Source organism: Methylorubrum podarium (genome assembly GCF_022179745.1).
GTDB classification, from domain to species: domain Bacteria; phylum Pseudomonadota; class Alphaproteobacteria; order Rhizobiales; family Beijerinckiaceae; genus Methylobacterium; species Methylobacterium podarium.
On sequence record NZ_BPRD01000235.1, the window covers coordinates 1 to 12,820 of the forward strand.

Consider the following 12,820-nt stretch of genomic DNA (forward strand, 5'->3'; position numbering starts at 1 on the left):
CAGCGAGAGCAGGTTCTGACGGGTGGCGGCCGAAAGCGTGATGCCGGAGGACATGGGGGCGATCCTTGTGGGTCTTGATGCCGCCCTTTTGGCGACACCCGGACCCTCCACCCCGCGCCTTGCCGAGACCTTAATCCGACCGTCGGATTCGGGGGCTTTCGCCCGTCAAACGGGAAGCAGAGCGAAAGGCCCTGCGATCATGGTTAAGAAAAGTTCGCCGTCTCTACTTCGTTTCGCCCGATCAAGGATTTGTTCACCATGGCTCTGCGCATCGAACTGAAGCCTCAGGAGCGGCTGATCATCAACGGCGCGCTGATCCGCAACGGCGATCGCCGCTCGGTCTTCGTGATCGAGAACCAGTGCAAGTTCCTGCGCGAGAGCGAGATCATCACCGAGACCGAGGCCGACACCGCCGCCAAGCGGCTCTGCGTCACGCTCCAGTTCATCTATCTCGCCGACAACCCGCCGGAGGCCGAGGATCTGTTCGTGCGCCAAGCCACGGAGATCATGAAGGCCTCGCCGAGCATGGGGCCCTACATCCTCGCGATCCAGGACGAGCTCTCGGCGCAGCAATATCACCGCGCGATCAAGCGCGGGCGTGAGCTGATCGCCTACGAGCGCCAGCTCCTCGACCATCTCGAGACGGGCCGCGGGACGGGCGCGCCGCAGGGCTGAGCGCCGCGCCTCGCGCGCGCTGCTGCTTCAGACGATGCCGGTCTTCTCGTAGGGCCAGGGCTTGCCGAGATGGGCGGCGACCCGGGCCGCGTCGGAGCCGACCGCCTCGACCGCCGCCTGCACCTGCTCCGCCGGCACCTCGAATCGGCGCGCCCAATAGGCGCGGTCACGCGGCGCGTCGAGAACGACCTGGGCGGGATCGCCGCTGACCGCATGCCCCTCGTCGGACGCTTCCTGCACCATGCTCCGGTCCCTCCCGATCACGCCCGCACCGTCGCAGCGGGCCGTCAGGGACAAACCGGCGGGCGGGGCGGGATGGTTCCGGAGGCCGGGCCTTTCCGTTCACGCCTCGCGCGCGGCCACCGGGGCGGGCCGCAGGCGCGACGGGGCGGCCGGGGCGGGCACGATGTGGAAGGCGGCCGGGCGGCGGAACAGGAAGTCCAGGCGCGTGCCGCGCACCAGCCGCTCGAAGGCGAGCGGCACCGTCACGGCCACCACCGTGACGACCAGGCTCGCGAGCCCCACATCGAGGGCGAGATCGGGCTGCACCCCGTTGAACTTGGCGATCACGGTGCGGGTGAGCGCCATCGGCAGGAAGAAGCCGAGATAGATCACGATGGAGCGCTCGCCGCAGGCGCGCAGGGCGGCGGTCACCGGCCCGCCGGCGCGGGTCATCAGCGCGGCGAAGGTGACGATGGCCAGCGCGCCGACCGTGCCGAGCCCGAGGCTGACCACCGGCAGGCGCGCGAGCGTCGGCAGGCTCTCGATCCCCGTCGGCGTATACACGAACACGGCCTCCACCACGGCCCAGAGAGCGAGGCCCAGGACCGCCAGGCCCGCCCGCTCGCGCACCCGGTCGGCGAGGCGGAAGATCCACTCGGCGAAGAGGTAGCCGCCCAGGAAGTAGACGTAGCGCTCGCAGAACTCGTCGAGGAGTTCCGGCAGGCCGCTGGTCGGCAGGATCTGCAGCACGGCCGCCGCGACGAGCAGCACGGCCGGCGGCACCCGGCGGTGCAGCAGCTTCGTCACCACCGAGAACACGGCGAGCAGGTAGACGAACCACAGCGTCGAGTAGGGCACCACCAGCGCCTCGGCGAGGTGCCAGCCGAAGGCGGCGAGCTGCGCGGCCGTTCCCTCCGCCCCGGCGACGATCGACCCGGCCTTGAACAGCGACTGGATCACCACCCACAGCCCGTAGAAATAGGCGAAGTGGACCACGCGCCGATCCGCGAACAGGCGCCAGTCGCGGTCGATCACGCGGCCGAGGAACAGCCCCGAGAGCAGAAAGAAATCGGGGATCCGGAACGGCCTGGCGAATTCGACGACCTCGTGCAGGAAGCCCTCGCCGCCCAAAACCTCGCCGGTGCCGAGGGTCGAATGCATCATCACGACGAGGATGATGCACAGGCCCTTGGCGACATCGACCCAGGCGAGCCGGGCGGCTTCCTCGGGACGCGGGCGGAGGGGGCGTGTGGCCGCTTCGGGCGCTGCGGTCATGGCGGGCGGTCCTGGTGCGGACGGGATCGAGCCGCGACCCTCGCACCCGACGGTTAAGCGCCGCTCAGCGCCAAGGAGCGATCGCGCCGCGCGGTTAATGGCCCGCCAAGGCGACCGATGGATTTTTCGCGAGGGGGCCGCGCTGGCGCGCACGACGCGCGTTTCTTTTCGGGCAGGGACACCGGCTCTGCCGACGGGACGACGCGCCTCGGGTCGCAAGCCGGCACACGTGCTCCGGCGAGACGCTGTTTGCCACCGCGGACCCTTGGAAAGTTCGTTTGCCGAACGTCGCTTGGCCCGAAACGACCGAGCGTGGCGGAGGGCGGATCGGCCGCTTTCGAACGGGCATCTTTCTTGGACGGACGCCGCCATCCACGGCCGCACCCTCTCGCAGATCGAAGAACGACGCGCTACACAACCGAACGTTTTCCTAGCGAGCGTCTCGTGTTCCTCTCCATCGCCACATCGCACCAGCCCGCGACCGATCTCGGATTCCTCCTGCACAAGAACCCAGCGCGCGTGCACGAACTCGACCTCGGCTTCGGTCAGGCCGTGATGTTCTATCCTGAGGCGACCCCGCAGCGCTGCGAGTTCGCGATCACGCTCGACATCGATCCCATCGCCCTGGTCCGCGGTCGCCAGGGCGGGGGCGACGGCCTTCTGGACCAGTACGTGAACGATCGCCCCTATGCGGCCTCGTCGTTTCTGAGCGTCGCGATCGCACGCGGTATCCGCGAGGCCATGGCGGGCCGGAGTCGGGAACGGCAGACCCTTGCCGATACGGCGATCCCGCTCGACGCGGAGGTCGCGCCGCTCCCGGTGCGGGGGACGACGGACCTCGTCGGACGGCTGTTCGAACCCCTCGGCTACCACGTTGCCGTCACGCGCCATCGTCTCGATCCGGAGCGGCCGGATTGGGGTGAGGCCCCCTATGTGACGCTTCGGCTGTCCGGCACCGCGCGTCTCTCCGACCTCCTCACGCATCTGTACGTGCTGATGCCGGTTCTCGATGACCGGAAGCACTATTTCGTCGGCGAGGACGAGTTGCAGAAGCTGCTGGCGCGTGGAGACGGCTGGCTCGCAGCCCATCCCGAGCGCGACCTCATCACGGCACGCTATCTCAAGCGGCGGAGTCACCTGATCAAAGCCGCGCTCGCGCAGCTCGTGCCGGACGAGGTCGGACCGGAGGGGCAGCTCGACCCCTCGCGGGGCGACGCGGCCGAAACCGTCATCGAGCGCCCCCTTCGTCTTCACGAGCGACGGCTGGACCGCGTGGCCGAGGTGATCGCGCAGACGGGAGCACGGCGTGTGCTGGATCTCGGTTGCGGCGACGGCAAGCTGATCGCGCGCCTCATCCGCAATCCGGCCATCGCGGAGATCGTCGGGGTCGAGGTATCGAGCCAAGAGCTGGCCCGTGCCGATGCCCGGTTCACCGATCTGCCGGAGGTGCAGAAGCGGAAGCTGACGCTCCTGCAGGGCTCGCTCATCTATCGCGATGTCCGCCTGCGCGGTTTCGAGGCCGCAGCCCTGGTCGAAGTGATCGAGCATTTCGAGTTGGATCGGCTTCCGCATCTCGAACGCGCGCTGTTCGGAGACGCGCGCCCTGCGACCGTGATTGTCACCACGCCGAACCGCGATCACAACGTGATGTTCGAGGGGCTGGCCCCCGGAGCGTTCCGGCATCCCGACCATCGCTTCGAATGGAGCCGTCGGGAGTTCCAGGGCTGGGCGCAGCGCGTCGCTGCGGAGCATGGTTACAGCGTGCGCTTCGAAGGGGTCGGCGACGCGCATCCGGAATTCGGTGCCCCCGGACAACTCGCGGTGCTGACGCGATGAGCGGAGAGATTGCCTCCACGGCGGGTCGGAAGATCGCCGTTCCCGAATTCTCGATGATCGTCGTCATCGGGGCGTCGGGCTCGGGAAAATCCACCTTCGCACGCCGCCACTTCCGGCAGACCGAGGTCGTTTCGTCGGACACCTGTCGTGGACTCGTCGCCGACGACGAGAACGATCAGGCGGCCACGCCGGATGCCTTCGCGCTTCTCCAGACCATCCTAGAGCTGCGCCTCAAGGGCCGCCGCCTCGTGGTCGTCGATGCCACCAACGTGCGGCCGGAGGATCGCCGGAAGCTCGTCGAGATCGCCCGCCGCTTCCATGCCCTGTCGGTCGCCATCGTGCTCGATCCCGGCGAGGATGTCTGCCGCAACCGCAATGCCGGGAGGCAGGATCGTGCTTTTGGTCCGCATGTCGTGCGCAACCAGATGGCGGCGCTCCGCCGCGGTCTGCGCGGATTGGCACGCGAAGGCTTCAGGCAGGTCCATCATCTGACGTCGGTCGACGAGATCGACAGTGCGGAGGTGAGCCGCCAGCGCCTGTGGACGGACCGCCGCGACGAGACCGGCCCGTTCGACATCATCGGCGACGTCCACGGCTGTGCCGACGAACTGGAGGCCCTGCTGGCCCGGCTCGGCTACACGGTCGAGCGCGGCCATGAGGACGGCGAGCCGCGCTATCGCGTCACCGCGCCCGCCGGCCGCAAGGCCGTCTTCGTCGGCGATCTCGTGGATCGCGGACCGCGGGTGGCGGACAGCCTGCGCCTTGCCATGGACATGGTCGAGAACGGCGTTGCCCTCTGCGTCCTCGGCAACCACGAGGCCAAGGTCGAGAAATGGCTGGCCGGTCGCGACGTGAAGGTCGCGCACGGACTTCAAACCACCATCGACGATCTCGCCCGGCAGAGCGACGCCTTCCGGGTGCGGGCGAAGGGCTTCATCGGCGGCCTCGTCAGCCACTATCTGCTCGATGGCGGTCGGCTGGCGGTCGCCCACGCCGGCATCAAGGAGGAGATGCAGGGCCGCGCCTCCGGCACCATCCGAGGGTTTTGCCTGTTCGGCGAGACGACCGGCGAGATCGACGAGTTCGGCCTGCCCGTCCGACAGAACTGGGCGGCCGAGTACAGGGGAAGTACGAAGGTCGTCTACGGCCACACGCCCGTGGTCGAGGCGGCTTGGCTCAACAACACGCTCTGCATCGACACAGGCTGCGTGTTCGGCGGAATGCTCTCGGCCCTTCGCTACCCCGAGATGGAGGTCGTCTCCGTCCCGGCCGCGCAGGTCCATTCCGAGCCGGTTCGGCCGCTCGCTTCCGCTGCCGCGCCCTCCGGCGTGATCAGCCGACAGGCCGAGGCAGACGATCTCCTCGACCTCGCCGACGTCTCGGGCAAGCGGATCATCACGACCCGGCTCCAGCCCTCCGTCACGATCCGCGAGGAAAACACGGCCGCGGCCCTGGAGGTGATGAGCCGCTTCGCCATCGACCCGAAATGGCTGATCTACCTGCCGCCGACCATGTCACCCTCCGAGACTTCGAAGGAAGAGGGCTTCCTGGAGCATCCGCGCGACGCGTTCGACTTCTACCGCCGCGAGGGCCTTCGCGCAGTCGTCGCCCAGGAAAAGCACATGGGGTCGCGCGCCCTCATGGTCGTCTGCCGCGACGCGGACGCCGCACGCGCGCGCTTCGGGGTGACGAGCGGCGAGATCGGGGCCGTCTATACGCGCTCGGGCCGGGCCTTCTTCAACGATCCGGCACGGCGCGACGCGGTTCTTGCGCGGACTCGCGATGCACTCGCCGCGACCCGATTGTTCGATGAGCTCGGATCGGAGTGGCTGCTGCTCGATGCCGAGATCATGCCGTGGTCGGCGAAGGCGCAGGCACTCATCTCTTCGCAATACGGTCCGACCGGTGCCTCCGCGCGGATCGGGCTCGGTGCGACTCAAGAGGCGCTCCGGCGCGCGGCGAGCGCCGGCCTCCCGCTGGACGATCTTGCCGCGAAGACGGCCAGTCGACTCGCCGGCGCCGAGGCCTTCGCCTCTGTCGTGCGTCGCTATGCCTGGCCCGTGGCCGGCATCAACGACTTGAAGATCGCGCCCTTCCATCTCCTGGCGAGCGAGAACCACGTCCACAGCGACAAGCCGCATTCCTGGCACATGGACCGACTGGTCCGGCTGGCCGAGGCCGACTCGCTGTTCAAGGCCACCCGTGTGCTCGGCATCGATCTCGACAGCGAGGCGGATGTCGAGCGCGGCATCCGTTGGTGGCTCGACCTGACCGCCGACGGCGGCGAGGGGATGGTCCTGAAGCCGGGCGAGTTTTTGGCACGGGGCCGGCGCGGGATCACGCAGCCCGCGATCAAGTGCCGTGGCCGCGAGTACCTGCGCATCATCTACGGCCCGGACTACGACAGGCCGGATCATCTCGACCGGCTGCGCCAACGCGGCCTCGGCGCCAAGCGCTCGATGGCCTTCCGCGAGTTCGCGCTCGGCCTCGAAGCCCTCGACCGGTTCGTCGCGCGCGAGCCTCTCCGGCGCGTCCATGAATGCGTGTTCGGCGTCCTTGCACTCGAATCCGAACCGGTGGATCCGAGGTTGTGACCGTACGCTGACGCGGTCGGCGTTGCGGGCCAATTCGGTCCGCTTCCGGGCATGGAGCAGGCTTCCGTTCCCACCCGAACCAGCCCCGCAGCCCATCGAACCGTTGGCCTTCACCGCCTACCGCCGCGATCCGCCCTCGCCGCGCCGCGCGCGGGTCATGCGGGTGGGGGCGTGGAAGTCGTCGGGCTTGCCGCGCACCCAGTCGAGGAAGCGGGCGATCTCGGGGTCGGCGCGCAGGGCCTCGACCTCGGCCAGCCGGCGGGCGATCTCGGCCTCGCTGTAGCGGGCATGGATCGCCGAGTGGCAGATCTGATGGAGCCGCACGGTTCCCCCGTGGGTGCCGCCCTTCAGCTTCGGCGTGAGGTGATGCAGGCTCTGGCGCGCATGGGCCGGGATCGGCCGCTCGCAGAGCGGGCAGACCGGCAGGCCCGCCGGCTTCGGCCCGTGCGTCTCCGGATCGTCATCGCGCCAGCGACGGGAACGCCGCCCCACCACCCTCTGTCTCCGCTCGAGCCCCGGTCCTGCCGGGCGCGGGGGAAACGGGCCGGGAGGCCGCCCGGCTCCCGCCGCGGCCCCGCGTCACGGGCGCCGCCGCCGGAGCCCTCCGCCGTCCGGCCGGCGCCTTGTTGCGGCGGCGGGGGCAGGCTACCCCTGAGGGCGAGACACACCACGGGCGGTGGCACGGGGACGGGCAGGATGAAGCGGACACCCATCGATTCCAAGCTGTCGGTCGCCGGCCAGCCGAGCCTCGCGGAGATCGAGGCGCTCGGGGCCGAGGGCGTGAGCCTCCTCATCAACAACCGCCCCGACGGCGAGGAGCCGGGCCAGCCCGGCACGGCGGCCGAGCGCGCGGCGGCGGAGGCCGCGGGCCTGCGCTACCTCGACCTGCCGGTGACCGGCCCCACCCTCACCCGCGAGGCCGTGGAGCGCTTCCACGCGGCGGTCGAGGCGGCGCCGGGCCCGGTCGTCGCCCATTGCCGCAGCGGCACGCGCTCGCTGACGCTCTGGGTCATCGGCGAAGTGCTGGCCGGGCGCCTCCGGCGCGACGAGGTGGCGGCCCTCGGCACCCGCCACGGATACGACCTCTCCGGCGCCGAGCGCTGGCTCGACGCGAACGCGGCCTGAGACCGCCGCGACCGCGCTACGGCGCCGGCATGGTGAGGATCAGCGGCCCGTTGCGCGTGGCGACGACGGTGTGCTCGTACTGGACCGTGAGGGCGCTGGGCCGGCTGTAGAGGGTCCAGGGATCGTCGCCGTCCTCGGCGAAGTCGGCGCCCAGCGACAGGAACGGCTCGACGGTGAGCACCATCCCCTCCCGCATGATCCGGCGCTCGGACGGGTCGGGCCAGGTCGCGATCTCGGTCGGCTCCTCGTGCAGCGACAGGCCGACCCCGTGGCTCGCGAGGTTGCGCACCAGGGTATAGCCGTTCTTGTGGGCGAAGGTGCCCACCGCCCGGCCGATCCCCGCGATCGGCTTGCCGGCGCCGACCTGGCGCAGGCCCGCCCACATCGCCCGGCGCCCGTCCTTGCACAGCCGCTCGACCGCGCGCGTCACCGGCGGCACGGCGAAGGAGGCGCCGGTGTCCGAATAGTAGCCGTCCTTCTCCGCCGAGACGTCGATGTTGACGAGGTCGCCGGGCGCGATCCGGCGCTCGCCCGGAATGCCGTGGGCGATCTCCTCGTTGACGCTGATGCAGGTCGCGCCGGGAAAGCCGTAGACCGTCTCCGGCGCCGAGCGCGCCCCGGCCGCCTCCAGGAAGGCCCGCCCGACGCCGTCGAGTTCGCGGGTGGTCATGCCCGGCTCGATCGCCCGGCCCATCACCGCCAGCGTGTCGGCCACGATGCGCCCGATCCGCTTCAACCCCGCCAACTCTTCGTCGTTCGACACCGTCATGTCGCCTCCCCCGCACGGCCGGAGCGGCTCCGGTCCCCGCGCTTGTGCCATCTTTGCCGAGCGTGGCGAAACGGCGTCCCGGTGCCGCTCAATGCGCCGCCGCCGCGCCGCCGCCGCGCTTCACGTTCTTCAGGATCAGCGCCAGCGGCACGAGGCAGGCGGTGAGGGCTGCCAGCACCCAGAACACGTCGATATAGGCCCAGTAGGCGACCTGCGTCGCCAGTTGCTGGCCGATCCAGGCGATCGCCTGGTTCTGCGCGTCGGGGCCGGCGAAGCCGTGCTGCTGGAAGTAGCGCGTCGCCTCGGCCAGGGTCCGCTGGTAGGCCGGGCTCGACGGGTCGAGCGTGTCGACGAGCCGGCTCTGGTGGAACTGGCTGCGGTCGGCCAGCACGTTCTGGGCGAGCGAGACGCCCATCGAGCCGCCGACGTTGCGCGCCACGTTGATGAGCGCCGAGGCCTGGTCGGTCCTGTCCTTCGGCAATCCCTCGTAGGAGGCGGAGGTCACCGAGAGGAAGATCATCGGCAGGCCGATGCCGATATAGATCCGCGACCACGCGAAGAAGCCGAAGGTCGTGTCGCCGTAGAGCCGGGTGAGATCGTAGAGACCGAGCGACACGATGAGCCCGCCCGCGGCGATCAGCCATTTCGGCTGGATGTAGGACGAGACGCGGCCGATCAGGAACATCGAGATCACGGTCATGATGCCGCCGGGCCCGAGCACCAGCCCCGACAGGGTGGCGGTGTAGCCGTAATATTCCTGGGTGATCTGCGGGATGAACTGCGTGGTGGAGATCAGCACCGCGCCGGTGAACAGCATCACCACGAAGCAGGCACTGAACTGCCGCCGCTTGAGGAGCCGGAGGTCGATGACCGGGTTCTTCGCGGTGAGCAGCCACGGGATCATGGCGAGGAACGCGACGAGGGTGATCGCACCGAACACGTTCATCAGGGTCGAGGTGCCGAACCAGTCCTTGCGCTGGCCCTCGTCGAGGATGACTTCGAGCGAGCCGAGGAAGGTCGCCACCAGCAGGAAGCCGACGAGATCGAAGCGCACGCCGGTTGCCCGCAGGGCGCGGCGCTCGCGCTTGGCCGCCTCGCTGTCCTCGATCACGAGGGACATCAGCACCAGGGAGACGATCCCGATCGGGCCGTTGATCAGGAAGCACCAGTGCCAGGAGGCGTTGTCGGAGAGCCAGCCGCCGAGCGTCGGGCCGATCACCGGGGCCACCACGATGGCGACTCCGTAGAGCGCGAAGGCCTGTCCCCGCTTCTCCGGCGGGAAGGAATCGGCCAGGATCGACTGCGCCAGAGGGGCCATGCCGCCGCCGCCGAGTCCCTGGAGCACGCGGAAGAACAGGAGCGATTCGAGGCTCCAGGCGAAGCCGCACAGGATCGATGAGAGCGTGAACAGCGCCACCGACCACATGAAGAAGGCCTTGCGGCCGTAGCGCTTGGCGAGGAAGCTCGACGCGATCAGCGTGATGGCGTTGGCGACCAGATAGCTCGTCACCACCCAGGCGGACTCGTCCGGCCCGACCGCGAGCGCCCCGGAGATGTAGCGGAGCGCCACGTTCGCGATCGTCGTGTCGAGCACCTCCATGAAGGTCGCGAGCGCCACGACGAGGGCGACGATCCACGGATTGTGGCCCCCGGGCGCCTTGTCTCGGCCTGCGGGGGCTTCGGCGGCCGACGCGCTCACCGCACGTGGGCTCTCGGCACGACCGACATGCCGGGACCGATCGCGACGTCGCCCGGCCAGTCGTCGACCACGATCTTCACGGGGATGCGCTGCGTCACCTTCACGTAGTTGCCGGTGGCATTCTGGGCCGGCAGCAGGCTGAAGGCCGTGCCCGAGCCCGGCTGCACCGAGGCGATCCGGCCGGTGACCTTGCGGTCGGGATAGGCGTCGATCGCGATATCGACCGGCTGGCCCGGCCGCATGTCGGTGATCTGCGTCTCCTTGTAGTTGGCCGTGATCCACTTCTCGTCGGGCACGAACATCGACAGGCTCTGCCCGGCCTGGGCATATTGGCCGACGCCGCCGGTGAGGCGCACCACGCGGCCCGCCTGCGCGGCCTTCACCGTCGTGTAGCCGAGGTTGAGCCGGGCTTGGTCGCGCTGGGCCTCGGCCTGGGCCCGCTGCGCCTCGGCGCTGGCGCACTGGGCCTGGAGCGAGCCGATCTGCTTCTGGGCGGCGACCACGTTCGCCCGGGCGCTCGCCAGCGCGGCCTGACGCTGCTCCAGGGTCGAGGTCGAGGATTGCGACTGCTGGATCGTGCCGGCGCCGCGCTCGGCGAGCTTCTTGTAGCGGTCGGCATCCTCCTCGGCGAAGGTCAGCGCCGCCTGCGCGGTCTCGACCTGGGCCTTGGCCACCTCGACCTGCGCCTTCTGCGCCTCGATCTGCGCATCGACGTTCCGGATCGAGGCCTGCGCCGCCTGGACCTGCGCCTCGGCCTGTTCCAGGGCGACGCGATAGTCGCGCGGATCGATCTGGAACAGCGTGTCGCCCGCCTCGACATGCTGGTTGTCGGTCACCGGCACGGCGACGACGTAGCCGCCGACCTTGGGCGCGACGGAGAAGCTGCGGGCATCGACGAAGGCGTCGTCGGTGGTCTCGTAGGGGTGCAGGTCGATCAGCCAGTAGGCGTAGCCGGCCGCGCCCAGGACCAGCACCGCCAGACCGCCGAGGACGAACCACCAGGGATGACGGCGCAGGACGCTCCCGCGCCGCCTCTCGGGTTCCGCGCCGGGATCCGACGCATCGGAGGCTTCGTCCGCATCGGCGGATCCGCCCGAGCCGGGGGCGTCCTTGCGGGCCTGGGGCGGACGATCCGCTCCGTCGCCCGCCGCGGCGTCGCGCCCATGCGCCGCATCGGACCGGCGCGCGGGCGCGACGCCCGGCTCGGCCTGCCGTTGATCGTCAAGCATCGGGGAAATTGCCGAAGGAGGACCGGCCCGACGGGGCCAAGCCTCGGGTGAACCCACCTCGGTTGCAGAAGACGCGAACGGGACCGAAGTTCCATCCGTTGCGGCGACCGCGGAGGCCGCGTCGATGGCCGACGGCAGGGGGACAGCGACGCAACCGCCGGAACGCCCGGCGCGACGCTGCGTTGCGGCAGGAATGGGACGTTCGCTCGCGGGCGCGACGGTCCGGCTCCGCCGCCGCCGTCCGGCCCGTCCTTTCGGAGGAGTGTGGTCGATGGCTGGATCGTCCGAGACATCCGGGGCGAGGAGCCCGTCCGGCGTGCCGCTGACCGGACCGGCGCGGCTCGATGCGATGAGTGCCGTGCTGGCCCGCAACTGGTGGCTCGTCGCCCTGCGCGGCCTCCTCGCCCTCCTGTTCGGGATCGTCGCCTTCGTCGCGCCGGGGGCCTTCGTGCTGTCGCTGGTGCTGTTCTTCGCGGCCTACATGCTGGTCGACGGCCTCTTCGGCATCGTCGCCGCGGTGCGGGCGGCGCAGCGGCACGAGCGCTGGGGCTTCCTGCTCGTCGAAGGCTTGCTCGACATCGCGGTCGGCGTCGCGGCCTTCCTGGTGCCGGCCGCCGCCGTCTGGGCCTTCGTGCTCCTCGTCGCGGCCTGGGCGATCCTCTCCGGCGGCCTGATGATCGCGGCGGCCTTTCGCCTGCACCTGCATTACGGGCGGTGGTGGCTCGGCCTCGGCGGCGTGATCTCGGTGCTGTTCGGGATCGCACTCCTGATCAATCCCGGCATGTCGGCGCTGGTGCTGACGTGGTGGCTCGGCGCCTACGCCGTGGCCTTCGGCGTGATGCTGCTGATCCTCGGCTTCCGCCTGCGCTCCCGCCACACCGAAGCCGGCCGCCCGCTGCCGGCCGGACGGTGACGGCCGGCACGGCGCGGACGCCCGGACGCATTCAGGCCATCATGGCCCGCGCCGTGTCGGCATCGGCCAGCGGGCGGCCGAGCAGGGTGGCGCCCTCGGCGGCGCGGCGGATCTGGGCGGCATTGCTCTCGGCCGGACGGCCGTCGGGGGCGAGGAGGCTGTTCTCGAAGCCGACGCGCACATGCCCGCCCAGGGCCGCCGCGGCGAGGGCGCAGGCATTCTCGCGGGGGCCGAAGGCGCAGATCGCCCAGAGCGGCAGCCTTTCCCGTGCCGGAGCGAAGAAGGGCAGCAGGTCGGCGGGCCGCGAGACCTGGCCGGGCGTGTAGCGACCGAGCACGAACAGGGGGAAATCCCCGCCCTCGCCCAGCACGCCGCGCGCCTTGAGGTCGGCGTAGCGGGTCACCTCGTCCGGGGCGTAGAGAATGACCTGGAGGAGAACGCGCTCGGCCCTCGCCCAGGCGAAGAACGCGGCCGCCTCGGCCT

General features: G+C 70.3%; 12 protein-coding genes. 5 read left to right on the forward strand and 7 right to left on the reverse strand.

Features of this window, described 5'->3' with window-relative positions:
- Positions 1-258 precede the first annotated feature (258 nt).
- Positions 259-675 carry a flagellar biosynthesis repressor FlbT gene (locus MFF42_RS12460; protein ID WP_238256032.1) on the forward strand — a complete coding sequence of 139 codons (417 nt, stop codon included), beginning with the start codon at positions 259-261 and terminating at the stop codon, positions 673-675.
- 27 nt (positions 676-702) lie between these two features.
- Here MFF42_RS12460 and MFF42_RS12465 read toward each other — a convergent pair whose 3' ends face one another.
- Together MFF42_RS12465 and MFF42_RS12470 are read right to left on the reverse strand one after the other, a co-directional pair.
- On the reverse strand, positions 703-918 hold the full coding sequence (locus MFF42_RS12465) for a DUF3606 domain-containing protein (protein ID WP_238256033.1): 216 nt from the start codon (positions 916-918) through the stop codon (positions 703-705).
- Positions 919-1,017: 99 nt separating this feature from the next.
- Positions 1,018-2,172, reverse strand: coding sequence for an acyltransferase family protein (locus MFF42_RS12470; RefSeq protein WP_238256034.1), 1,155 nt, complete (start codon positions 2,170-2,172; stop codon positions 1,018-1,020).
- Between the two features lie 444 nt (positions 2,173-2,616).
- Here MFF42_RS12470 and MFF42_RS12475 point away from each other — a divergent pair, with 444 nt between their 5' ends.
- Together MFF42_RS12475 and MFF42_RS12480 are read left to right on the forward strand one after the other, a co-directional pair.
- Positions 2,617-4,008, forward strand: coding sequence for a 3' terminal RNA ribose 2'-O-methyltransferase Hen1 (locus MFF42_RS12475; RefSeq protein WP_238256035.1), 1,392 nt, complete (start codon positions 2,617-2,619; stop codon positions 4,006-4,008).
- A complete protein-coding gene (locus tag MFF42_RS12480; RefSeq protein ID WP_238256036.1) occupies positions 4,005-6,602 on the forward strand; it encodes a polynucleotide kinase-phosphatase in 2,598 nt (865 codons plus the stop codon). Before MFF42_RS12475 ends, MFF42_RS12480 begins: the two co-directional genes overlap by 4 nt.
- A gap of 117 nt (positions 6,603-6,719) precedes the next feature.
- On the opposite strand, the gene MFF42_RS12485 is transcribed toward MFF42_RS12480, so the two are convergent.
- On the reverse strand, positions 6,720-7,097 hold the full coding sequence (locus MFF42_RS12485; RefSeq protein ID WP_238256037.1) for an HNH endonuclease family protein: 378 nt from the start codon (positions 7,095-7,097) through the stop codon (positions 6,720-6,722).
- Positions 7,098-7,298: 201 nt separating this feature from the next.
- Between MFF42_RS12485 and MFF42_RS12490 the strand changes: the two genes are divergently transcribed.
- Positions 7,299-7,727: a protein tyrosine phosphatase family protein gene (locus tag MFF42_RS12490; protein ID WP_238256038.1), complete on the forward strand. Its 429-nt coding sequence runs from the start codon at positions 7,299-7,301 to the stop codon at positions 7,725-7,727.
- Positions 7,728-7,743: 16 nt separating this feature from the next.
- Here the strand turns inward: MFF42_RS12490 and map are convergent, their stop codons facing one another.
- The 3 genes from map to MFF42_RS12505 form a co-directional block, all read right to left on the reverse strand.
- A complete protein-coding gene (gene map, locus MFF42_RS12495) occupies positions 7,744-8,496 on the reverse strand; it encodes a type I methionyl aminopeptidase (protein WP_238256039.1) in 753 nt (250 codons plus the stop codon).
- An 88-nt stretch (positions 8,497-8,584) separates the two neighbouring features.
- The gene (locus tag MFF42_RS12500) at positions 8,585-10,195 is read right to left on the reverse strand and encodes a DHA2 family efflux MFS transporter permease subunit (RefSeq protein WP_238256040.1); all 1,611 of its coding nucleotides are present in this window, start codon (positions 10,193-10,195) and stop codon (positions 8,585-8,587) included.
- Entirely contained in the window at positions 10,192-11,424 is a 1,233-nt protein-coding gene (locus tag MFF42_RS12505) for an HlyD family secretion protein (RefSeq protein WP_238256041.1), read from the reverse strand. The genes MFF42_RS12500 and MFF42_RS12505 overlap by 4 nt, the downstream gene beginning before the upstream one ends.
- 271 nt (positions 11,425-11,695) lie before the next feature.
- Here MFF42_RS12505 and MFF42_RS12510 point away from each other — a divergent pair, with 271 nt between their 5' ends.
- Complete coding sequence (locus tag MFF42_RS12510; RefSeq protein ID WP_238256042.1) at positions 11,696-12,337, forward strand: HdeD family acid-resistance protein; 642 nt, start codon at positions 11,696-11,698, stop codon at positions 12,335-12,337.
- Between the two features lie 31 nt (positions 12,338-12,368).
- Here the strand turns inward: MFF42_RS12510 and MFF42_RS12515 are convergent.
- Positions 12,369-12,820: 3-keto-5-aminohexanoate cleavage protein (locus MFF42_RS12515; RefSeq protein ID WP_238256043.1), on the reverse strand; the 452-nt coding region annotated here is incomplete at its 5' end.

Bases quoted from the DNA above. Each gene is read 5' to 3' on its own strand.
- map (WP_238256039.1), bottom strand. From the start codon at position 8,496: ATGACGGTGTCGAACGACGAAGAGTTGGCGGGGTTGAAGCGGATCGGG.
- MFF42_RS12490 (WP_238256038.1), top strand. From the start codon at position 7,299: ATGAAGCGGACACCCATCGATTCCAAGCTGTCGGTCGCCGGCCAGCCG.
- MFF42_RS12480 (WP_238256036.1), top strand. From the start codon at position 4,005: ATGAGCGGAGAGATTGCCTCCACGGCGGGTCGGAAGATCGCCGTTCCC.
- MFF42_RS12505 (WP_238256041.1), bottom strand. From the start codon at position 11,424: ATGCTTGACGATCAACGGCAGGCCGAGCCGGGCGTCGCGCCCGCGCGC.
- MFF42_RS12510 (WP_238256042.1), top strand. From the start codon at position 11,696: ATGGCTGGATCGTCCGAGACATCCGGGGCGAGGAGCCCGTCCGGCGTG.
- MFF42_RS12465 (WP_238256033.1), bottom strand. From the start codon at position 918: ATGGTGCAGGAAGCGTCCGACGAGGGGCATGCGGTCAGCGGCGATCCC.
- MFF42_RS12460 (WP_238256032.1), top strand. From the start codon at position 259: ATGGCTCTGCGCATCGAACTGAAGCCTCAGGAGCGGCTGATCATCAAC.
- MFF42_RS12470 (WP_238256034.1), bottom strand. From the start codon at position 2,172: ATGACCGCAGCGCCCGAAGCGGCCACACGCCCCCTCCGCCCGCGTCCC.